Source organism: Pseudomonas sp. Z4-20 (genome assembly GCF_051131955.1).
GTDB lineage: Bacteria > Pseudomonadota > Gammaproteobacteria > Pseudomonadales > Pseudomonadaceae > Aquipseudomonas > Aquipseudomonas marvdashtae.
The window spans coordinates 3,052,379-3,074,800 of record NZ_CP071641.1 but is presented as its reverse complement, the minus strand read 5'-3'; the positions used below and the strand labels follow the sequence as shown (position 1 = coordinate 3,074,800).

The window sequence follows — 22,422 nt, the reverse complement described above, 5'->3', positions numbered from 1 at the left end:
GGATATCAGCATTGACTGGCAGTGACTGGCCGCACACACAACATGAAAGCCGCGTCGGTTTCGATACCGTGATGCAACAGTTGCATGCACTGGAGGCTTCGGCGCACCTTATGCGTGCGCTCATGGTGGAAACACCGCGCCATTTGTTCAGGTTCTGACCTTAATTCACGCGGTGTCGAGTTTCCCTGAACTCGCAGGATGAACAGAAGGTCTAGTGTCCATTGCGAAGTTGCAGGACCGCAGCGATGGCAAGGCCAGGCGGATTGAGGATGAACCATGTCGAATATTGAAGCGTTTCCCACAGAGGCGCATACGCCGCCGAGCGAGTACGAAAGTCTCGTGGCGATTGGAACGAACGCGCTCGATGCCATTCCTGGCGCGGTGTACGTCTGCGACCACGCAGGCTGGCTGGTCCGGTACAACAGCGAGGCGGCGGCAATGTGGGGACGAGTGCCGAAGCTGGGGGAGGGCGGGGACCGCTTCTGCGGTTCTTATCGCCTTTTCCTGCCCGACGGTACCCCGCTTGCGTTGGAAGACTGCCCAATGGCGACGTCCCTGGAAACGGGTCTGCCGACGCGCAACCAGGAAGTAATCATCGAACGTCCGGATGGGGCGCGGTTCGTGGCACTGGTGAATATCCGGGCCCTGAAGGATTCGCAAGGAGTCATCCAGGGCGCTATCAACTGCTTCCAGGATGTCTCGGCCCACCATGCCGTGGCCGAAGAGCTTCGGTGCAAGAACGCCGACCTCGAAGATTTTTTCGAAAACAGCGCGGTGGGCCTGCACATCGTCAGTGGCGAGGGCATCATCCTGCGCGCCAACAAGGCCGAGCTGACCCTGCTGGGCTATCCGGCGAAGGAATATATCGGCCGCAACATCACCGAGTTTCATGTCGACGAGCCCGTCATCTGCGACATTCTGGGCAAGTTGAGCAGCGGCGAATGCCTGGAAAACTATCCGGCGCGCTTGAGGGCCAAGGACGGCTCGATCAAGCATGTCTCGATCACTTCCAACGGGCGGTTCGAACAGGGCAAGCTCTTCAATACGCGCTGCTTCACGGTGGACATGACCTGTGTCCATACGGCCGAAGCCGCACGCAAGGAGAGCGACGACAGGCTGGCGGCGACGTACGAAGCGGCGACGATCGGCATCGCCGAGGCCGGCGCGGACGGACGCCTGCTGCGGGTGAACGACGCCCTCTGCAACATGCTCGGTCGGTCGCGCGAAGAACTGTTGCAAATGACTTTCCTGGACTACACCCACCCCGACAGCACCGACGAGGACGCTGCCTTATATGCGCGTCAAGTGGCCGGCGAGCTGGACAACTACGAGCTGCGCAAGCGCGCTTTCAAGCCTGACGGCGAGACCGTGTACCTGGACATCCACAGCTCATCGGTCAGGAACGCCGACGGGGTGTTTTGCTATGGCGTGCGGGTGCTCCAGGATGTCACCTTGGCGCGACGGATGGAGAATCAGATTCGCGAAAGCGAGCGGCACATGCGCAATCTGCTCGAAGCGCTGCCCGCAGCGGTCTACACCACCGACGCCGACGGCCGTATCAACTTCTTCAACCGGGCGGCGGTCGAACTATCAGGTCGCACGCCTCGGTTGGGCGAGCTCTGGTGCGTGACCTGGAAACTGTTCACCACCGACGGAAACCCGCTGCCCCACGACCAGTGTCCGATGGCGATCGCCTTGAAGGAAAACCGACCGATACGCGGTGTCGAAGCGATAGCAGAACGGCCGGATGGCTCGCGCGTACCGTTCGCCCCCTATCCCACGCCCCTGCACGATGCCGAAGGCAACTTGGTGGGCGCCATCAACATGCTCGTGGATATTACCGAGCGCAAGCAGGCGGAAGACCGGCAGAAGACACTGATCGACGAACTCAATCACCGGGTCAAGAACACCCTCGCCACCGTGCAATCGCTGGCAGCCCAAACGGCGCGCAACGCCCAGGACGCCAAGGACGGCTACACCCGGTTCGAGGCTCGTCTTCTCGCTTTGTCCCGAGCCCACGACCTGCTGACGAGGCGGCATTGGGGCCATACACCCCTCGCTTCCCTGGCGCAGGAAGTGCTCACCCCGATATTCGGAGCCGAGCCCGGTCGGATCACCATCGAGGGCGATGCCATCGATGTCGATACGCGAATCGCCCTCGGCCTGACAATGACCCTCAATGAGCTGGCGATCAACGCCCTCAAGTACGGCGCAATGTCCGTCGAGACCGGCAGGCTTTCGGTGAATTGGAACGTCCAGCCACAACCGAACGGAACCTTGCTGACGGTGGATTGGCGCGAGCAGGGCGGACCGCCGGTGCTCCAACCGGAGCGCGAGGGGCTAGGTTCACGTTTGATGAAGCGTTGCATCGAGCGTGACCTTGGCGGAATATTCGTGCTCACCTTCGCTCCTGAGGGCGTTCTCTGTCGCTTCTCGTTTATGGTCGCTGAGAACCACGCATGACCCTGTTTGTGGGTATCAGAGTGCTCCTTGTCGAAGACGAAGGCACTGTCGCCATGTTGATCGAGGAAATGCTCGAAGAGCTGGGGTGCACCGTGGTGGCGTCCGTTCCCCGGCTCGCCGTGGCCCGGGAAATGGCAGGCGCGGCGCAGATTGACTTGGCGATCCTGGACGTCAACCTGGCCGGTGAACGCGTTTTTCCCGTTGCAGAAATACTGCGTAGTCGCGATATTCCTTTCCTGTTCAGTACCGGCTACGGTGCTAGCGGTGTGCCTGGCGAATTTGCCGGATACCCGGTTTTGCATAAACCATTTTCAGAAAGCGAATTGCAGCAGAAGATAGCGCTGACGCTGAAAAGTTAAAGTACCTTCCAAGGAGCAACCATGAGCTTGCACGGCCAATACGATCCGCAGAATATTTTTGCGCTTATCCTTCGCGGCGAAGCCCCTTGCTACAAGATCTACGAAGACGCGGATGTGTTGGCTTTCCTCGACCTCTTCCCGCAGTCGCGCGGTCACGTACTGGTCATTCCCAAGGCGGCCCAGGCGCGCAATATCCTGGAGGTCGACCCAGCGGTGCTGGGTAAGCTGATGACGGCAGTGCAGCGCCTCACCCGCGTCATCGTCGACGAGTTGCAGCCGGACGGCGTGCAGATCGCCCAATTCAATGGCGCGCCAGCGGGGCAGACGGTCTACCACCTCCATGTGCACATCGTTCCACGCTGGGAGGGCCAAGCGCCTGGCGCCCATGGGCAGGGGAAGGCTGATCCACAGGAGCTTGAGCAATTGCAGGCGCGGTTGGTGGCGCGTATTCGTTCTGAGGGGTGACTGGCTCCTGATCGGCGCCGGACGCTCCCATGCGCCGGGCTGCGGGCATGCCGAAGGGCAGAGGGGCTTGTACCGCTACCGCAGCGGCACATACACATCAGTCTGCCATTGATCCTGCGGTGTCTCGGGATAGACGCTCAGGTAGTGGAAAACCAATGGCTGGTCCCGTAGTTCTTCGCCGCTCCCGGGAAGCCAGTCGCGGTAGATCGGATAGATCGTTTCGCCGATGTGATCGGGAGACCCCGCGTGGCGCACCACGGCATAGCGACCGCCGGGAATGACCAGCGGGTGTACGCCGAACTCATTCGGCTTCACGTCTTCGAAAATCTCACCGCAGATCGCGAATCGGAAGGCGTGTGGAGGTGTCGTGTCGGGATTGCCGTAGGGAATGCCGAACGTGCGGCTCGACGCCACCGGCGACTGCCCGCTACCTATGCGCCATGCGATGAACTGGCTCACGCTCTCGTTGACGAGCCCAGGCGGTCCGCGGTGCTCAAGCGCCGCTACCTTGATTTCGGGGAGTTCGATGATTCGTACGTGCATGAGTACTTTCCTGGAAAAATGAGGGACGGCGAATACCGTGTTCCAGACCTGCCAATGCGCGTTCTTCCTGAACACGCTTGGCGCACTGCCGAACGCTCGGCCGAACGCCCGGCAAAATGCCTCGGGGCTTTTGAAGCCTGCATCCAGCGCGGCGTCCAGTACCGTATAGGCACCCTGGGCGACCAGGCGATGTGCCGCGCGTCGTAGCCGCATAAGCTGCACATAACGCGAAACCGGCACGCCCACGAATGCCGTAAATTGGCGATGGAAGTGAAACACCGAGAAGTTCGCCACGTGACTCAACGTCTGCACCGAAAGATCACCTTCAAGATTGGCCTCGATATAGGCCAGTACGGCGTCGAAGCGTTTGGTGTAAGCGCAGTCGTTAGGTAGCTCAGGCACGGATACGGCTCTTGGAGGTGTGGTCGACATAAGCATCGACTATACGCGGCGAGCCTGCCTAGCCGCGTTTGCTCAAACAGCGGAGACATCGTCGCGGATCGCTTTGATGCGGGGGTGCGCCTGGGCGATACCATTGACAAAGACATGGTTGCCGTGCCGATAGGCCCTGCGTTGCGGATGGCGGCCGTTGCTTCACCTGTGTATTTCGCCAGTCGCGCCATTCCCAAGAGCCCGCGCGACCTGCTCGGCCATCCCTGTATCAATCAGCGCATGCCGACATCGGGCGGGCTATATGTCTGGGATTTCGAGCGGCGCGGCAAGGAGGTGAACGTCCGGGTGGACGGCCAGCTGATCTTCAACACATCGACCCACATCGTCGAAGCCGCACTGGCCGGATTGGGCGTGGCGTACCTGCCCGAAGAAGAATTCGAACCGCACCTGCGGGCGGGCCGGCTGGTGCGCGTACTGGAGGATTGGTGCCCAGCGTTTCCTGGGTACTATCTTTACTATCCCAGCCGACGGCAACCTTCGCCGGCGTTTACCCTGGTTGCCAATGCATTGCGTAACATCAACTGACACTGGCGGTTGCTCGGGACCGTCAGAGAGTCGTTGCATCGTCTATCTTGTCAGGGAAGGTTTTTCGAAAAGCAAGCTAACCAATCGTCGCTTTCAGAACACGTTTCGTCGTCCACGTGCAATTGCCAACCCCCGGGAGTGGCAAGCTGTGAAGATGCCCCGGACCAAGTGCGCCAAAAGACACCTGGCCGGAGAGCAAGAATGGCGATCGGATTTGCCACGCTACCGTGACGTGGGCCGAACGCCGCAGCCAAGACTCCGAACAGCTACCGCCACGCGGCGGTGCGGTTCGAGATGCCGAGGTACGTTTATGCTTGATGAGACGCTTCACCTGCCTCTGATTCACAGCGTGCTGGCGCGCAAGAAGGACACCCCCGGTGCCTTGTTGCCCATCCTCCATGCCATCCAGGAAGGTTGCGGGTACGTGCCCGACGCCGCCGTCCCGGAAATCGCCCATGCCCTCAACCTCAGCCTGGCTGAAGTGCGCGGCGTCATCAGCTTCTACCATGACTTTCGCACCACGCCGCCGGCGCGTCACACGCTGCGCCTGTGCCGGGCCGAGTCGTGCCAGAGCATGGGGGCCGAGGGCCTGGCGGCGCAGTTGCGCGAGCAACTGTCGCTGGACGATCACGGCACCAGCGCCGACGGAGCCATCAGCCTGCGGCCGGTCTACTGCCTCGGTGCTTGCGTCTGCTCCCCGGCCCTGGAGCTGGACGGGGAGCTGCACGCAAGGCTGACCCCGGAACGCCTGCGCCAACTGGTGAATGGCTGCCTGGAGGATGGTCCATGCTGACCCTCTGCGTTCCCCGTGATTCAGTGGCCCGTGCCGTCGGCGCGGACAAAGTGGCTGATGCGTTGGTCCGCGAGGCCGAACGTCGGCAATTGCCGCTGGAGGCGCGGCGTACCAGCTCCCGTGGCCTCTACTGGCTCGAGCCATTGGTGGAGCTTGAAACGCCCGAAGGGCGCTTGGGCTTTGGCCCGATCACGGCGCAAGACGTGCCGGGCCTGCTCGATGCGCTGGCGCGCGACCCTGGTAGCCACCCTTGCGCCCTGGGCCTGGTAGAAAACATCCCGTACCTCCAGAGCCAGCAGCGCTTGCTCTTCGCCCGTGCCGGCATCACCCAACCTTTGTCGCTCGACGACTACCGCGCCCAAGGCGGATTCCTCGGCCTGGCCCGAGCGATCCAGATGGACGGCACCGAAGTTGTCGCCAACGTGCTGGATTCCGGCCTGCGTGGCCGGGGCGGCGCGGCGTTCCCTGCGGGCATCAAGTGGCGCACCGTGCGCGACGCCCAGGGCCCGCAGAAATACGTGGTGTGCAACGCCGATGAGGGCGACTCCGGCACCTTCGCCGACCGCATGCTGATGGAAGGCGATCCGTTCCTGCTGATCGAAGGCATGGTCATCGCCGGGATCGCCGTCGGCGCGACGATGGGCTACATCTACGTACGCTCCGAATATCCGGACGCCATCAGCACATTGAATCAAGCCCTGCACATCGCCCGCGAGGCCGGTTACCTGGGCGCGGACGTGGGCGGCAGCGGTTGCGCCTTCGACATTGACGTCCGGGTGGGCGCCGGCGCCTACATCTGCGGCGAGGAAACGGCGCTGCTGGAATCCCTCGAAGGCAAGCGCGGCATGGTGCGCGCCAAGCCGCCGCTGCCAGCGTTACAGGGCCTGTTCGGCTTGCCGACCCTGGTCCATAACGTCGTGACCCTGGCCTCGGTGCCGGTGATCCTGGAGAAGGGCGCGCAGTTCTATCGTGACTTCGGCATGGGCCGCTCGCTGGGCACCATGCCGTTCCAGCTGGCCGGCAATGTTCGTCGCGGCGGCCTGGTGGAGCGCGCGTTCGGCCTGAGCCTGCGCGAGTTGGTGGAAGAGTATGGCGGCGGCACCGCCAGCGGTCGTCCGCTGAAGGCCGCGCAAGTCGGCGGCCCGCTGGGCGCCTGGGTGCCGCCGGCGCAGTTCGATACACCGCTGGACTACGAAGCGTTCGCCGCCATGGGCGCGATGCTCGGCCACGGCGGCGTAGTGGTCGCCGATGACAGCCTCGACATGGCCCGGATGGCCCGGTTCGCCTTACAGTTCTGCGCCGAGGAATCCTGCGGCAAATGCACGCCGTGCCGCATGGGTTCCACCCGTGGCGTCGAGGTGGTGGATCGCTTGATCGCCAGCACCGATGCCAACGCCCGCCAGGAACAGGCGGCGTTGCTCCAAGACCTTTGCGACACCCTGCAATACGGCTCGCTCTGTGCCCTCGGTGGGATGACGTCCTACCCCGTCGCCAGCGCCCTCAAGTACTTCCCCGCCGACTTCGGTCTGGCGACCACGGAGGCCGACCAATGATTACGCTCTTCGACCCAGCCAGCGACATCGACCTGGGCACCCCGGCGCGCGAAAGCGACGTGCAGGTCACCCTGACCATCGACGGCCGCGAAATCAATGTGCCTTCCGGCACCTCGGTGATGCGCGCGGCGGCCATGCTCGGCACCACCATCCCCAAACTGTGCGCCACCGACAGCATGGAAGCCTTCGGCTCCTGCCGCATGTGCCTGGTGGAGATCGACGGCATGCGCGGTTACCCGGCCTCGTGCACCACGCCGGTCACCGACGGCATGGTGGTCCGCACCCAGACCTCCAAGCTCGCCACGCTGCGCCGCAACGTGATGGAGCTGTACATTTCCGATCACCCGCTGGACTGCCTGACGTGCCCGGCCAACGGCAACTGCGAATTGCAGACGGTGGCGGGGCAGGTGGGCCTGCGGGAAGTGCGCTATGGCTACGAGGGCGCCAATCACCTGGCTGAAGCCAAGGACGTGTCCAACCCCTATTTTGATTACGACCCGAGCAAGTGCATCGTTTGCAGCCGTTGCGTGCGCGCCTGCGAGGAAATCCAGGGCACCTTCGCCCTGACCATCACCGGACGCGGTTTCGATTCCCGTGTCGAAGCGGCCGGCGGTGAGAACTTCCTCGACTCCGAATGCGTCTCTTGCGGTGCCTGCGTCCAGGCCTGTCCGACGGCCACGCTGATTGACAAGAGCGTCGTGCAGATCGGCCAGCCGGAGCGCAGCGTCGTCACGACCTGCGCCTATTGCGGGGTGGGTTGCTCGTTCCGCGCCGAGATGAAAGGCGAACAACTGGTGCGCATGGTCCCGGACAAGAACGGCCAGGCCAACCACGGCCACTCGTGCGTCAAAGGGCGCTTCGCCTGGGGCTACGCCACGCACCCAGACCGCATCACCACGCCGATGATCCGTAAGCACATCAACGACCCATGGCAAGAGGTTAGTTGGGATGAGGCGGTCACCTATGCCGCCAGCGAACTGCGACGGATCCAGCTCAAGTACGGCCGCGATTCCATCGGCGGCATCACCTCCAGCCGCTGCACCAATGAAGAAACCTACCTGGTGCAGAAACTGGTGCGCACGGCGTTCGGCAACAACAACGTCGACACCTGCGCCAGGGTCTGCCATTCGCCGACCGGTTACGGCCTCAAGCAAACGCTGGGCGAATCCGCCGGTACCCAGAACTTCGACTCGGTGATGAAAGCCGATGTGATCATGGTGATGGGTGCCAACCCCACCGACGCTCACCCGGTATTTGGCTCCCAGCTCAAGCGGCGCTTGCGCCAGGGCGCGCGGCTGATTGTCATCGACCCGCGGCGCATCGACCTGGTGGATTCACCCCACGCCCGTGCCGAACTGCATTTGCAGCTGCGTCCGGGCACCAACGTGGCGATGCTTAATGCGCTGGCCCACGTGATCGTCAGTGAAGGGCTGGTTGACGAGCCTTTCGTCAAGGAGCGTTGCGAGGTGACAGATTTTGCCCGCTGGCGCGATTTCGTCAGCCTGCCGGAAAATGCCCCCGAGATCCTCGGCCCGGTCTGCGGCGTGCCTGCCGAGCAGATCCGCGCCGCCGCGCGGCTCTACGCCACGGGCGGCAACGCGGCCATCTACTACGGCCTCGGCGTCACCGAGCACAGCCAGGGCAGTACCTCGGTGATGGGCATCGCCAACCTGGCCATGGTCACCGGCAACATTGGCCGTGAAGGCGTCGGAGTGAACCCACTGCGTGGGCAGAACAACGTCCAGGGTTCCTGCGACATGGGCTCGTTCCCCCACGAATTGCCCGGCTACCGGCACATCTCCAACGAAGCGGTGCGCGCCCAGTTCGAACAAGCCTGGAACGTCACCCTGCAACCCGACCCGGGCCTGCGTATCCCGAACATGTTCGAGGCGGCGCTGGACGGCACCTTCAAGGCGCTTTACTGCCAGGGCGAGGACATCGCCCAGAGCGACCCCAACACCCAGCACGTGACCGCGGCCTTGACCGCCCTGGAATGCGTGATCGTCCAGGACATCTTCCTCAACGAAACAGCGAAGTTCGCCCACGTGTTCCTGCCGGGCAGCTCGTTCCTGGAAAAGGACGGCACCTTCACCAACGCCGAACGCCGCATCTCGCGGGTCCGCAAAGTGATGGAACCGTTGGCCGGCAAGGCTGACTGGGAAGCCACCATCGCCCTGGCCGATGCCCTTGGCTACAAGATGCATTACAACCATCCTTCGGAAATCATGGACGAGATCGCCCGCCTGACGCCGACGTTCAGCCGCGTCAGCTATGCCGAACTGGAACGTCACGGCAGCTTGCAATGGCCTTGCAACGAGGCCGCGCCGGACGGTACGCCGACCATGCACATCGACGAGTTCGTGCGCGGCAAAGGGCGCTTCATGCTCACCGGCTACGTGCCCACCGAAGAGAAGGTCAACGGCCGTTATCCGCTGCTGCTGACCACCGGACGCATCCTCAGCCAATACAACGTCGGCGCCCAGACCCGGCGCACCGAGAACGTGGCGTGGCACGAGGAAGATCGCCTGGAAATTCACCCGACCGATGCGGAGAACCGTGGGATTGTCGACGAAGACTGGGTCGGTATCGGCAGCCGCGCCGGGCAGACGGTGCTGCGCGCCAAAGTCACCGAGCGGGTGGCGCCGGGCGTGGTCTACACCACGTTCCACTTCCCTGAATCCGGGGCCAACGTGATCACCACCGACAATTCTGACTGGGCTACCAACTGCCCGGAATACAAGGTGACGGCGGTGGAAATCGTGCGAGTCAGCCAGCCTTCGGAATGGCAGAAGCGTTACCAGGCGTTCAGTGATGAACAAGGCCGCTTGCTGAAGGAACGTCGCCATGCCGAAAAAGCCGAGGTGCGCCGATGAGTTCGCAGAACCTGGTCAAGATGGCCAACGAGATTGCCCGCTACTTCGCCACGGAGCCTGATCAGGCGCTGGCGGTGAATGGTGTTCGACAGCACATCAAGAACTTCTGGACGCCGGGGATGCGCCGGGATCTCGGGGCGTGGCAGGAAAAACATCCGGATGCGGTGTTGCATCCGTTGGTGTTGGCGGCGTTGACTGAACCGGAGGGGGCTACCTGATCTATTTTGACCGGGTACATATCCGTTTCTGCGGTGACGGCTGCTTATGGTTCCGCCCTTACGGCGTCTCACTTTTGAGAAGCGCAAAAGTAAGCAAAACGCTTTTGCCCCACCACTCGGCACCTCGCCTGGGCTCGGTGTGCCTGAACGAAGCATTGCTCCGTGGGCCGCCACGAAGGGCCATCCATGGCCCAGCGCGGCTACCTCGGCATCCATGCCGAGGTGCCCACTGCGCAATACCTTCGTTCAGCCAGCGTGGTTAATGGGGCGCAGAAATCAACGTCCACCGCGAGGCGGCCTTATAGCCGACCTGTCTGTAGGTGATCGCGTTCCTCCTGTGGGAGGTCTTGGTCTTCGAAAGACATGCTGAACTCAAGAAAAACGATACCCCGTGGCGAGGGAGCTTGCTCCCGCTCGGCTGCGCAGCGGCCGTAAAATGCAACCCTGCGATTATCCAGATACACCTTGCTGAATGGTTTTGGGTCTGCTGCGCAGCCCAGCGGGAGCAAGCTCCCTCGCCACAGGTTTATCGTTTGCTCTCGAAAGCGGCGTTTGCTTGTGGGAGTGGAGACCAAGGTACTTTCGTCATCCTGCCAAGTGCCAACTACCATCGCGAGCAAACCCGCACTCACAGGAAAAACGCGGTCCTACCAAGAACCAGGTCGGCTCCGAGGCCGCCTCGCGGCGGACGTTGATCTCGGCGCCCCGTTAACCACGATGGCCGAACGCAGGCATTGTGGAGTGGGTATCCCGGCATGGATGCCGGGATAGCCGCGCTGGCCCATGGATGGGCCTTCGCGGCGGGCCCACGGAGCAATGCCGGAGTGCGGGCATGCCGAGCCTTAGCGAGGCACCAAGTGGTGGGGCAAAAGCGTTTTGCTTACTTTTACGCTTCATAAAAGTGAGTCGCTGTAAAAGCGAAACCATTAGCAGCCATCACCGCAGCAATGGATATGTACTCAGTGCCAAGCCTATACCGCGAGCAAGCTCGCTTCCGCAGTGGGTCAGCCTTCGAGGCCGCGTCGCTCGATGACGCCGAACACGTCGGCCACGTCCTGCACGAGGATCCGGGCAACGTTGGTCAGAGTGTTGATGTCACTGGTGGATGAGTCGCGCAGGCTGGAACAGGCCACTAGCGTCAGGTAATCGAGCGTGGCGTGCAGGCGCTCGCTGACACAGGCGTGGAGTTCGGGCAGTGGAGCGTGGTTGTCGATCAGCAGGACGGGGTGTGTGGTGACCGTCTGGGTGAGGGGGGTGAAACGGAAAGATGCTTGATCAGCTGTCATAAGGTATTTCCTTCAAGAAAAAAGAAATGCCACCTTTTCGCTGCGAAACAAACGGGTGGCAGTTGCGCGCGGGTTCGCAGACCGAGGAAGGAAAACCCGGCAGACCCGAAGATCTCCCGCGCGCAACCGCCATAAAATGAACGCGGGCAAGTTTGCCTGAATTTCATTCGACGGTGCATTTCCTTTGCAGTCGGGCTGCGAAACCCAGCCACCAGCCAAAGCCAGCGACGCCCCAACTATAGAAGTCGATCCCAACCCCCACAACCGACCTGTAGGACGCACACCGAACCCGTGGCGAGGGAGCCAACTGTCTTTAACTTCTCCTCCGACTAACGGCTGGCAGGTTGGTCTTGCCATGGTTTTCCATCCCGAACCATGGCATTCAGCCTGATCAACAACACACGCATACACGCAACCAACGCTACCTTTGAGCATTTTCCCGCTGCCCGAAGGCGGGCATAACGGTTTTTGAAATCATCGTTGTGGCGGACCATAACCAAAGTGCTCATGTACACCGCTCGACGTAGCCTTGATCTCCCTCCATAGATGCGCCTAACACCTCGCTTGGCCCCGCTGTCGTTGTTATAGGGGGCTACACCAGCCAACGCTGCGACCTGTCCACGGCTCAGGTCTCCCAATTCTGGCAGGTAGCAGAACAAGCTGCTGATGGTCACCGGGCCAACCCCTTTGATCGAGCGCAAACGCTCCATTAGTTCGGCATCGATTTGCCGGCTTTGCGCGGCTATACGCTTATCCGCGGCGGCGATCATCTCTTTGAGTTTGGCATTGAGTTCCCTATAAGCATCCAACACGTCTGCCTCTTGCGCTTGTTGAATACGGCGCCGGTTATCGTCCCGTTGCTGGATGAAGACATCACGCTGATTAACCAACTCGGTAAGCTTGTCGCGGGCCTCATCGGGGAAAATGAAGTTTTTTTCCTCCAAGGCCGAAGCAAACGTCGCCAGCATTCGCGCGTCAATGGGATCGGTTTTAGCGCGCTTGCCCATAGCCTGCGCAAACTGGCGAGCGCGAACCGGGTTGATTCGCTGAACCTTAAAACCGGTCTTGGCTAGCAGCCGCACCGACAGCTTTTCATAGCCGCCTGTCGCTTCAACTAGAACACGCACAACCTGTCTCTCAGCAAGCCAGCCAGCCAGTTTGGCGAGCCCTTCGGCGGTGTTAGGCACACTCAGTTCGCCTGCCTGGGGAAATAGCGCGATTTGCAAAGTGGCTTTGGACACATCAATTCCGGCGTAGGCAGTCATGAGTAAAACCTCTAGGCTTAGGGGCGAGAGGTCACTCTGGTCTGGCTCACGCTTGTTGTTCGAGGTCGGACTCAGTCAACTGTTCGAGCTTGGAACCAGAGTGAAAAGAGTGGATGGCAGCTTGGCTCCCTCACGTGCTCAAAAGGCACCGCTGCTCATCAGCTGCCATTCACCCCTCTCATCTCTGACATTACCTCAGTTAAAGACACAAGCTTGCTCCCGCTCGGGGGCGCAGCCGCCGCAAAACCGGGCGCTGCGGTACGTCTGACGAAACGGAGCCGCCGATCCTAGGCCGCTTCTCAGCCCAGCGGGAGCAAGCTCCCTCGCCACGGGTAGTCATTTCCTACAAGATTTGCAGACCGCCTTGGCTCATCGCAAATCCCGAAAGAACGCCCGAATCTCCTCCGCCAACAACTCCGGCTGCTCCAGCGCAGCAAAATGACCACCGCGCGGCATCTGCGTCCAGCGCTTGACGTTGTAGCCGCGCTCCACCCAACTGCGTGGCGGTAGCGGCAATTCCTTGGGAAACAGCGCGACCCCAAGCGGCGGCTTCACTCGCTCACCGCTGGCGAACAGCAAGGGCCGCCGGCTGCCTTCCACATACGGACGAAACGACGAACCAATGCAGTTCGTCACCCAGTAGAGCGTCACATTGGTCAGCAGCCATTCGCGATCAATAGCGGCGCTCGGATCGCACCACGACAGAATCTTTTCCCCCATCCAGGCCAGCAATCCCGCCGGAGAATCGTTGAGACCCACGGCCAGGGTTTGCGGTTTGGTCCGTTGGATGTGCGCATAGGCGCCTTCGGCTTCGCTGAAGGCCGCGGCGCGTTGCAGGTAAGCGGTTTCTTCTTCGCTCAAAGGCGGGTCGGTATCGCCAAGCGGCGGGCGGTACGCGCCGGGAATGTAATTGAGGTGGAGGCCGGTCAGGCGTTCGGGAAAGCGCACGCCCAGCCAGGACGTTACAGCCGCGCCCACATCGCCGCCTTGCGCACCGAACCGCCCGTAACCGAGCCCGGTCATCAGCTCGCCCCACAAACCCGCCACCTCGAAGGGCCCGCAACCCGCCTGCTTGAACGGCGCGGAAAAGGTGTAGCCGGGCAAGGACGGCACCACCACATCGAACGCATCGGCTGGATCGCCGCCATGGCTGGCCGGGTCCGTCAGCAACGCGATGATGCGCTGCATCTCGATGAACGAGCCGGGCCAGCCGTGGGTCAGTACCAGCGGCATCGGATTGGGCCCGACGCCGCGCTGATGGACGAAGTGCACCTGCTGCCCGCCCAGCGTGGCGACAAACTGCGGCAGACGGTTGAGCGCTGCTTCCTGGGTTCGCCAGTCGAAGGTGTTCGACCAATAGGCAATCAGTGCATGGAGCACATCAATGTCCATCCCTTCGCTCCAACCTTGCCCGGCCAGTGGCACCGGAAGCCGGGTGTTTCGCAGGCGATGGCGCAGGTCATCAAGGGCGCTTTCAGGAATGTCGATGGAGAAAGGTCGGGCGAACATGCTTGTTCCCTGTTGGCTTTTGCGGGCGTCGCGAACGCTTATTGAATTTATGCGCGGGCCAGCGAGTCTTTGGACAATGGACACTGCATTGGATCGTAACCCACCGCTGCCTGCCATGCTCCCTACCACGACAGCTGAACCCAGCTAAGGACGGACAATGACCTTCTTTATTTTTCTCCTCGCCTGCTGCGCTGCGGCAAGCACCGGTGTCATTTTCAAACCGGGCCAGTGGTACGAATCCCTCGTCAAACCCCGCTTCACACCCCCCAACTGGTTGTTTCCCGTGGCCTGGACAGTCATTTATCTACTGCTGGCGTGGGCCGGATATCGCTTGAGCCTGATCCCGGGGAGCCAATTCGTATTGGCTTTATGGGCGGCGCAGATTGCGCTCAACACCCTGTGGACTCCGGTGTTTTTCGGTGCCCATCAGGTCCTGGCCGGTATGGTGGTGATTACGCTGCTTTGGCTGGTCGTGGCGGTGATGGTGGTGTTGGCGTTGCGCCTGGACGTGATCACCGGGTTGATCCTGTTCCCTTACCTGGCATGGCTGTGCGTGGCTGCTGCGCTGAATTTCTCCATCCTGCGCAATAACCGCTGATGAGCAGCCGCCCATTGAATACCGCAAAGCTATGGCCAGCGGATGAAAATGAGCTGGCGCAGGTGCGCAGTTTCAACAAGAAACTGGCTTGGCTGCCACGCTTTCGCATCCGCAATCATGTCACTCCGCGCATCATTCAAGCGTTGTTGCGCGCCAGCCAAATCAACGGCGCCGGCAAGTTAGGCAAGCATGGGCTGCTGGCTGCAAACCGCCGGATAGGCACGGGCAATGTCCCGGTGCCAGTGCGGATAATCCGGCCGAAAGGAAAAGCCAAAGGCGTCGTGCTGGATTTTCACGGTGGCGGCTGGGTCATCGGCAACGCCCAGATGAATGACCCGTTCAACATCGCCATGGCGCAAGAGTGCGAGGTCGCGGTGGTCTCGGTGGATTATCGGCTCGCGGTCAGCACACCGGTGGAAGGCCTGATGGAGGACTGCCTCTCAGCAGCACGATGGCTGTTGGGCGAGGAGGAATTCGCCGATCTGCCGGTGATCGTTGTGGGTGAATCAGCTGGAGGCCACTTGGCCGTGGCAACGCTGCTGGCGCTCAGGCAATGGCCGGATTTGCTTGGGCGCATAAGCGGTGCGGTGCTGTACTACGGCGTCTACGATCTGGCCGGGACCGCGAGCGTCCATGCCGCCGGTCCTGAGACGCTGGTGCTGGACGGGCCCGGTATGGTCGATGCCCTGCGCCTGCTGACGCCGGGCCTGAGCGATGAGGAGCGACGCCAGGCACCGCTGTCGCCGCTCTATGGTGACTTCACGGGGATGCCACCGGCGTTGCTGTTCACTGGCGAGTTGGACCCGCTCCGGGACGACACGCTTTGCTTGGCTGAGTTGTGGGGCACGGCCGCTACGGTTGAAGCGCATCTTTTACCGTCCTGTCCCCACGGGTTCATTCATTTTCCGACGGCGATCGCCGAGCGGGTGCTCAAGCACAGTCGAGACTGGATCACGGCCCGGCTCAGCGCTGCTTCGACCCCCCACCAATCTGCCAGACATACGGCGGCTCCGTCCCGTTGATCTCCCAGTCGCCAATGATCCGCTCCTTGTAGATCAGCGGATTATGCGACGCCGCCGTCCGGGGGCGACCACCCTTCGGTGGCGAAATCAGATAAAAAAGCGGCGCTCACAGGTAACTAACTCGGGAGTGTAGGCAGGTAACGTGGCTGAACATTCAACTGCAAAGCCCAATTCGCGAGGGACGGATCAGACATCCAGGGTGTGCCGCTTTCAGGAGGGAGCGAAAACCAAAAACACCGACGGTCCCTCGGCACGCCTCAATGTCGATAAGAGAACAAAAACATGACCAGCCCGAGCTTCAAGGATTCGAACGGCCACCTTGCACAGGGCTTCAAGCCTCGTCACGTCACCATGCTTTCAATTGCCGGGATCATCGGCGCCGGTCTGTTTGTCGGATCGGGCCATGCCATCGCTGCCGCGGGACCGGCCGTGATGCTGGCGTATCTTTTCTCTGGCCTGCTGGTGGTGTTCGTCATGCGAATGCTCGGCGAGATGGCTGTCGCCCGCCCGGACACCGGTTCATTTTCCACTTACGCCGACCAGGCCATCGGACGCTGGGCGGGCTTCACCATCGGCTGGCTCTATTGGTGGTTCTGGGTGCTGGTGATCCCCATCGAGGCGCTTGCCGCCGGTCATGTCCTCAATCAATGGTTTCCCTCCGTCGATGCCTGGCTGTTCGCTTCGGTGTCGATCGTCGCCCTGGCCGTGACCAATCTGTTCAGCGTTTCGAAGTACGGCGAGTTCGAGTTCTGGTTCGCGATGGCCAAGGTCGTGGCCATCATCGGTTTCATCTCGCTGGGGTTCGCCGTGTTGATGGGTTGGATTCCCGAGCGTGAAGCCAGTGGCTTGAGCCGATTGATGGAAGAGCACGGCGGTTTTGCGCCCAACGGATTGTCCGCCGTCGTCGGCGCCTTTATTACCATCATGTTCAGTTTCATTGGTACCGAGGCGGTGACGATCGCCGCTGCCGAGTCCAGCAATCCCGCTCAAAACATCGCCAAGGCTACACGCTCTGTGATCTGGCGCATCGGCGTGTTCTACCTGTTGTCGATCTTCGTGGTCATTTCCGTAGTGCCTTGGAACGATCCACTCCTGGCTTCCGTGGGCTCCTACCAGCGGGCGCTGGAGTTGATGAACATTCCCCACGCCAAATTCATGGTGGATGTGGTGGTGTTGATCGCCGTGGCCAGTTGCATGAATTCATCGATCTACATCGCCTCGCGCATGTTGTATTCCCTCGGCCGTCGTGGCGATGCGCCGAGGGCGGTGGAAGCGACTTCGTCCGCTGGCGTACCCCGGGCGGCAGTGATTGCCAGTACGATTCTGGGATTGGGCATCACCTTGTTCAGCTTCTTCATGCCGGCAGGCTTGTTCCAGTACCTGCTCGCCAGTTCTGGCGCCATCGCTCTGCTGGTTTATCTGGTCATTGCCATTTCCCAGCTGCGCATGCGCCGGCTGTTGCTTCGCCAAGGCGCCGAGCCGGCCTTTCGCATGTGGTTGTTCCCGTGGCTGACCTGGGCGGTGATCTTGTTCATCGGTGGCGCCCTGGCGGTCATGATGGTGACGCCCGAGCATCGCAGCGAGGTCAGCACCACCCTCGGCCTGGCCTTGGTCATTTCGTTCATCGGCCTGGTGACGTCGCGACATTCTCCGCAGCCTGAAGAGGCGGTTTCCCTGAGCTAGCCTCCCTGCGGGTCCGTTTCCGGGTCCGCCCCTCATTGTGGCGAGAGAGCTTGCTCCCGCTGGGCTGCGCGGCAGCCCTTTTTTACCCGCCCGTCTTGCATCAACAAGGCTAAAAAAACAGCGATCCCATGCTGGCACTAACCCTAGGTTGCGTTGTCAGTACTTGGCGCCCGTAGCGGCGACGTTCGGCTCATATAGCGACAATGTCAGCTACCTGGCGCTTTTTTATTGGCGCCTAGATTCGCATGGATTGCGCCGGGACCGTTTATTCCTTTTGCGGGTTGATATCTATGGGTTTGCTCCTCGATCCTCGGCACGACATCGACGCCGCTTTGCTCAGTTATCGCCGGGTGTTCGGGTCGCTGGCGCTGTTCAGTGGGGTGATCAACCTGCTGGTGCTGGTGCCGTCGCTCTACATGATGCAGGTCTACGACCGAGTCCTCACCAGCCGCAACGAAACCACCTTGTTCATGCTCACGCTGATTGCCCTCGGCCTGTTCATGTTCAGTGCCTTGATCGAGTGGGTGCGCGGCGAGGTGATGATCCGAATGAGCGCCGGGCTGGACGATGCCCTGGGCGAGCGGATTTTCGACGCAGCCTTCGCCCGTAGCCTGCGCGAGCACAACGCCAACCCGGCACAGGTCCTGAGCGACCTGGCCACCTTGCGACAGTTGATTACCGGCCAGGGCCTGATCGCCTTGCTCGATGCGCCGTGGTTGCCGATCTTCCTGCTGGTCGCGTTCATCATTCACCCCTGGTTCGGCGTGCTGACCCTGGTGCTTGCACTGGCGTTGGTCGGGCTGGCGCTGTGGGGCGAGCTGGCGACCCGCGTCCGGCTGGGAGAGGCCAATCGGTTGGGCGTGCAGTCATCGATCTACGTCAACAGCACGCTGCAGAACGCCGAAGTCATCCAGGCCTTGGGTATGCTCGGGCCGCTGCGCCAGCGCTGGAGCCTGCTGCAACAACGGATTATCGCGGCGCAGGCACATGCCAGTGATCGTGGCGCGCGTATCACCTCGGCGACGCGTTTCGTGCGCATTTCCGGTCAGTCCCTGGCCTTGGGGCTGGGCGCGCTGCTGGTGCTGGAAGGCCAGTTGTCGGCGGGCATGATGATCGCCATGTCGCTGTTGTTGGGGCGTGCCCTGGCGCCGGTGGAAATCGCCATCGGCTCGTGGAAGCAATTTAACGCCGGTCGCCAGAGTTACCAGCGGCTGAGCCAACTGCTGGCGCAACACCCCCGCGAGCGCTTGCGCATGCCATTGCCTGCGCCCACCGGCGCGGTGCGCCTGGAACAACTCTACGTGGGGCCGCCCGGTGCTTCGCAGCCGATCCTGCGGGGCATCAATTTCAGCCTGGGCAAAGGCGAGGTGCTTGCGGTGGTCGGTCCCAGCGCCAGCGGTAAATCGACGCTGGCCCGGGCGCTGGTCGGGGTATGGCCGGCCATGGGCGGCTCGGTGCGGCTGGACGATGCCGAGATCAGCCAATGGTCCCACGACGCCTTGGGCCCGTACCTGGGTTATCTGCCGCAGGACATCGAGCTATTCGACGGCAGCGTTGCCGACAACATTGCCCGCTTCGGCGAGCAGGACGCCGACAAGATTATTGCCGCCGGACGTCACGCGGGCATCCACGAAATGATCCTGAGATTTCCCAAGGGTTATGACACGCCGCTGGGCCCCGGCGGACTTGGCTTGTCCGGCGGCCAGAAGCAACGCCTCGGCCTGGCTCGCGCGCTGTATGGCAGCCCATCGCTGATCGTGCTCGACGAGCCCAATTCCAACCTGGATGAGGCCGGCGAGCTGGCGCTGGTACAAGCGATCGGCGTGCTCAAGGCGGCTGGCAGCACGGTGGTGTTGATCACCCATCGGCCCAATGTATTGGCGGTGGTCGATCACATCCTGGTGCTCAAGGACGGTACTCAACAAGCGTTTGGGCCACGGGACCGCGTGCTCAAGGCGCTGATGCCGGGGCCAAGGCCGGCCGCCGTGCGGGAGGCTGGCAAAGATGCCTGATTTGAAACCGTCTACACCGGCCCACGGCGATCACGGCTTGAGCGTACTCAGCAGTAACACCCTGCCCAGCGCCAGCACCGATGCCGGTGGCGCGGCGCGCTACGGCGTGATCTTCCTGGCCCTGACGCTGGGCGGATTCCTGCTCTGGGCCTTCCTTGCGCCACTCGACCAGGGCGTGGTGGGCAGCGGAACCGTGGTGGTGGCGGGCGAGCGCAAGGCGGTGCAATCGCTGGTGGGCGGTGTAGTGGAGAAGTTGCTGGTCAACGACGGTGACCGCGTCAGCCAGGGCCAGTTGCTGGTACAGCTCAACACCGTGCAAGCGCAATCGCAGTTGGACGTCACCCTGGGCAAGCTGCTTAACGACCGCAGTATCGAGGCGCGATTGATCGCCGAACGCCTGGGCGCCGCTGAAATCCAGTGGCCGGCGCAATTGCTGGAGCGGGCCGAAGAGCCGCGCGTCAAGGCGGCCATGGCGCTGCAGAGTCAGTTGTTCCTGACGCGGCGTGCCGAGTTGGGTAGCCGCCTGCAGATCATCGAGCATGAAATTGGCGCCTTGCAGCAGCAGTTGCAGGGGTACGAAGGGGTCAAGCGCAACTACGACGCGCAAATGCGTTTCCAGCAGCAGGAACTCGAAGGCCTGCGCGAGCTGGCCCGGGAAGGCTACGTGCCGCGCAACAAGCTCTTCGAGGCCGAGCGTAATGCGGCGCAACTGGCCGGACAGATTGCTTCCGGCATCGGTGACGTCGGCAGGACACGCCAAGCTATCAACGAGAGCCGGCTCAAGGCTTTGCAGGCGCAGCAGGAATTTCGCCGCGATGCCGAAACCCAGCTCAGTGAAGTGTCCGCCGAGGCGGCGGGCTATGCCGATCAGATCCGTGCCTTGCAATTCGAAGTGGACAACGGCGCGATCCGAGCGCCGGTGGCCGGGCAGGTGATGGATAGGTCGATCCACACGGTCGGCGGCGTCGCCCAGGCCGGGCAAACCCTGATGCAGGTTGTGCCGCTGGACGCGCCGATGGCGATCACCGCGCGCTTTGAGCCGCTGATGGCCAACAAGCTGCGCCCGGGATTGCCGGTGCACGTGCATTTCACGGCCCTGCAACGGGTGGATACGCCAACGGTGACGGGCACGGTCACCACCGTGTCGGCGGACCAGTTGATCGACCAGCAAACCCACCAGCCGTACTTCTCCGCCAAGGTCGAGATTCCCGCCGACACGGTGGCTGCGCTGCAAGAGGCCGGGCTGCTGGTGCGCCCGGGCATGCTCGCCGATGTCACCGTGGTGACCGGTGAGCGGACCTTGATGAACTATCTGATGAAACCTTTGCGCGAACGCTTGTTGGCTGCCTTTAAAGAGGAATGAGCATGACCGACCGTTGCCGTTACGGCGTCCGTGTGCTGTTGAGTTTGTGTACCAGTTGGGCAGTGATCGGCCCGGTGTGGGCAGCGGAGAGCGGGTTGAGCCTGATCGCCGCTTACGATGCCTCGCGTCTCAACGACCCGACCTTGCAAGCGGCGACCCACGCCTTTGATGCGTCGCGCCAGGAAGAGGCGATCGGTCGGGGCGGGCTGTACCCGCAAGTGTCGTTGTCCTCACGTTATGGGTATGGCGGGCGTACCGATGGCGGTGATGACAGCGGCTACGTCAACAGCAACGATTACCAGGCCAATAACGTGACCTTGGCCGCGCAGCAGGCGCTCTATGACAAGGGCCGTTGGGCGGCGTATCAGGAAGGCAAGGCCCGGGGAGCGCTCGGTAGCCAGCAGTTCGATGTGGCCGGCCAGGCGCTGTTCGATCGGGTTGCCAAGGGCTATTTCGACGTCGCCCGGGCCGAGAACGAGCTCAAGTTGATCGCCCAGCAGAAAGCCGCCATCAATGGGTTGGTGATCCAGAGCAAAAAACTTTATCAGGGGGGCCAGGGCGCAATCACCGACATCGACGAGGCCCAGGCCCGGCTCGATCTGGTGGAGGCCCAGGAAGCCGAAGCCAACGCCCGGCGCGTGGCGGCGCTGCGGGCGCTGTCGGGCCGTTCCAATGTGCCGATTGATGACATCCAACCGATGCGCGAAGAACTTCCCGCCGGAACCCCGATTCCGCCGGAGCAGGATTTACCGTACTGGACGGCAATTGCCCGCGAGGCCAGCCCGGAACTGGCGGCCCGGCTGGCGGCGGTAAAAGTGGCCGAGGCGCAGGCCGACAGCCAGCGCTCCGGGCACTATCCAACGGTGTCGCTGACCACTCAACTGACCCGCCGGGAAACCCGTCAGTACCAGGAGCTGGACCCGCGCCAGGACACTTATTACGTTGGCGTGCAGTTGGACATTCCGTTGTATCGCGGCGGCGCGGTGCGCGCGTCGGTAGCCAAGGCCGAAGCACAGCTTGCAGGCGCCCAGTCCGATTACGACGTGCAGCGTCAGCAACTGGCCGAAGACATCGAAACCGATTACCTGGGCGTGGTGGCAGGTTTTGCCAAGAGCAAGGCGATGCAACGGGCAGTGGAATCCAACCAACGGGCGCTGACGTCGACGGAGAAGGGGTTTCAAGGCGGGGTACGTTCGACCGTCGACATCCTCGATGCCCAGCAACGGCTATTCCAAGCGCGCCGGGACCTGCTCGACACCAAACTGGACATGCTGCAAAGCTATGTGAGCCTGCACATCCACACCGGCCAGATGAACCGCGCGGTGCTGGAACAGGTGCAAAGTTTGTTCTAAGGCCCGGGCCCACGGGCTGTTGCTCTTGTGGCGAGGGAGCTTGCTCCCGCTGGGCTGCGCAGCGGCCCCCCAAGCCAGTCAGCGCGG

General features: G+C 62.1%; 17 protein-coding genes and 2 pseudogenes. 14 read left to right on the top strand and 5 right to left on the bottom strand.

Translation table 11 applies throughout. The features are described from left to right. Nucleotides 1-276 precede the first annotated feature (276 nt). Genes J3P82_RS13910 through J3P82_RS13900 form a run of 3 tightly spaced genes read left to right on the top strand, consistent with a single transcriptional unit; the run spans nt 277 to nt 3,287 of the window. Nucleotides 277-2,463, top strand: coding sequence for a PAS domain-containing sensor histidine kinase (locus J3P82_RS13910; RefSeq protein ID WP_434557353.1), 2,187 nt, complete (start codon nt 277-279; stop codon nt 2,461-2,463). Then, on the top strand, nt 2,460-2,822 hold the full coding sequence (locus J3P82_RS13905; protein ID WP_434557352.1) for a response regulator: 363 nt from the start codon (nt 2,460-2,462) through the stop codon (nt 2,820-2,822). The genes J3P82_RS13910 and J3P82_RS13905 overlap by 4 nt, the downstream gene beginning before the upstream one ends. Before the next feature lie 21 nt (nt 2,823-2,843). Continuing rightward, a complete protein-coding gene (locus tag J3P82_RS13900) occupies nt 2,844-3,287 on the top strand; it encodes an HIT family protein (RefSeq protein ID WP_434557351.1) in 444 nt (147 codons plus the stop codon). Between the two features lie 75 nt (nt 3,288-3,362). On the opposite strand, the gene J3P82_RS13895 is transcribed toward J3P82_RS13900, so the two are convergent. Beyond that, nucleotides 3,363-4,232, bottom strand: a complete 870-nt coding sequence (locus tag J3P82_RS13895; protein ID WP_434557350.1) for an AraC family transcriptional regulator — start codon at nt 4,230-4,232, stop codon at nt 3,363-3,365. An 84-nt stretch (nt 4,233-4,316) separates the two neighbouring features. Here J3P82_RS13895 and J3P82_RS13890 point away from each other — a divergent pair. The 5 genes and pseudogenes from J3P82_RS13890 to J3P82_RS13870 all read left to right on the top strand — a co-directional run. After that, nucleotides 4,317-4,808: pseudogene (locus J3P82_RS13890) on the top strand (LysR substrate-binding domain-containing protein); the annotation flags it as partial. A 310-nt stretch (nt 4,809-5,118) separates the two neighbouring features. Further along, a complete protein-coding gene (locus J3P82_RS13885; RefSeq protein ID WP_186610097.1) occupies nt 5,119-5,601 on the top strand; it encodes a formate dehydrogenase subunit gamma in 483 nt (160 codons plus the stop codon). Then, nucleotides 5,595-7,154: a formate dehydrogenase beta subunit gene (locus J3P82_RS13880; protein ID WP_434557349.1), complete on the top strand. Its 1,560-nt coding sequence runs from the start codon at nt 5,595-5,597 to the stop codon at nt 7,152-7,154. The genes J3P82_RS13885 and J3P82_RS13880 overlap by 7 nt, the downstream gene beginning before the upstream one ends. Further along, a complete protein-coding gene (gene fdhF / locus J3P82_RS13875; RefSeq protein WP_434557348.1) occupies nt 7,151-10,027 on the top strand; it encodes a formate dehydrogenase subunit alpha in 2,877 nt (958 codons plus the stop codon). The genes J3P82_RS13880 and fdhF overlap by 4 nt, the downstream gene beginning before the upstream one ends. Further along, entirely contained in the window at nt 10,024-10,245 is a 222-nt protein-coding gene (locus J3P82_RS13870; RefSeq protein WP_434557347.1) for a formate dehydrogenase subunit delta, read from the top strand. The genes fdhF and J3P82_RS13870 overlap by 4 nt, the downstream gene beginning before the upstream one ends. A gap of 1,004 nt (nt 10,246-11,249) precedes the next feature. Here the strand turns inward: J3P82_RS13870 and J3P82_RS13865 are convergent. From J3P82_RS13865 to J3P82_RS13855, 3 genes are all read right to left on the bottom strand, one after another. Then, complete coding sequence (locus tag J3P82_RS13865) at nt 11,250-11,531, bottom strand: fructose-bisphosphate aldolase (protein ID WP_434557346.1); 282 nt, start codon at nt 11,529-11,531, stop codon at nt 11,250-11,252. A 329-nt stretch (nt 11,532-11,860) separates the two neighbouring features. Next, the gene (locus J3P82_RS13860) at nt 11,861-12,796 is read right to left on the bottom strand and encodes an IS110 family transposase (protein WP_434557345.1); all 936 of its coding nucleotides are present in this window, start codon (nt 12,794-12,796) and stop codon (nt 11,861-11,863) included. A gap of 369 nt (nt 12,797-13,165) precedes the next feature. After that, a complete protein-coding gene (locus tag J3P82_RS13855; protein ID WP_434557344.1) occupies nt 13,166-14,305 on the bottom strand; it encodes an epoxide hydrolase family protein in 1,140 nt (379 codons plus the stop codon). 157 nt (nt 14,306-14,462) lie between these two features. Between J3P82_RS13855 and tspO the strand changes: the two genes are divergently transcribed. Beyond that, nucleotides 14,463-14,903 carry a tryptophan-rich sensory protein TspO gene (tspO, locus tag J3P82_RS13850; protein ID WP_305494863.1) on the top strand — a complete coding sequence of 147 codons (441 nt, stop codon included), beginning with the start codon at nt 14,463-14,465 and terminating at the stop codon, nt 14,901-14,903. Between the two features lie 14 nt (nt 14,904-14,917). Next, on the top strand, nt 14,918-15,925 hold the full coding sequence (locus J3P82_RS13845) for an alpha/beta hydrolase (protein WP_434557343.1): 1,008 nt from the start codon (nt 14,918-14,920) through the stop codon (nt 15,923-15,925). Here the strand turns inward: J3P82_RS13845 and J3P82_RS13840 are convergent. Beyond that, nucleotides 15,882-15,986 (bottom strand): annotated as a pseudogene (locus tag J3P82_RS13840) (hypothetical protein); the annotation flags it as partial. The gene J3P82_RS13845 and the pseudogene J3P82_RS13840 sit on opposite strands and share 44 nt — an antisense overlap. A 221-nt stretch (nt 15,987-16,207) precedes the next feature. Here J3P82_RS13840 and J3P82_RS13835 point away from each other — a divergent pair. The 4 genes from J3P82_RS13835 to J3P82_RS13820 all read left to right on the top strand — a co-directional run bounded on the left by J3P82_RS13835 (nt 16,208) and on the right by J3P82_RS13820 (nt 22,335). Beyond that, nucleotides 16,208-17,608, top strand: coding sequence for an amino acid permease (locus J3P82_RS13835; RefSeq protein WP_434557342.1), 1,401 nt, complete (start codon nt 16,208-16,210; stop codon nt 17,606-17,608). Between the two features lie 290 nt (nt 17,609-17,898). Then, nucleotides 17,899-19,620, top strand: coding sequence for a type I secretion system permease/ATPase (locus J3P82_RS13830; RefSeq protein WP_434557341.1), 1,722 nt, complete (start codon nt 17,899-17,901; stop codon nt 19,618-19,620). After that, on the top strand, nt 19,613-20,983 hold the full coding sequence (locus tag J3P82_RS13825; RefSeq protein ID WP_434557340.1) for an HlyD family type I secretion periplasmic adaptor subunit: 1,371 nt from the start codon (nt 19,613-19,615) through the stop codon (nt 20,981-20,983). Before J3P82_RS13830 ends, J3P82_RS13825 begins: the two co-directional genes overlap by 8 nt. A gap of 2 nt (nt 20,984-20,985) precedes the next feature. Then, nucleotides 20,986-22,335 carry a TolC family outer membrane protein gene (locus J3P82_RS13820; protein ID WP_434557339.1) on the top strand — a complete coding sequence of 450 codons (1,350 nt, stop codon included), beginning with the start codon at nt 20,986-20,988 and terminating at the stop codon, nt 22,333-22,335. Nucleotides 22,336-22,422 lie beyond the last annotated feature (87 nt).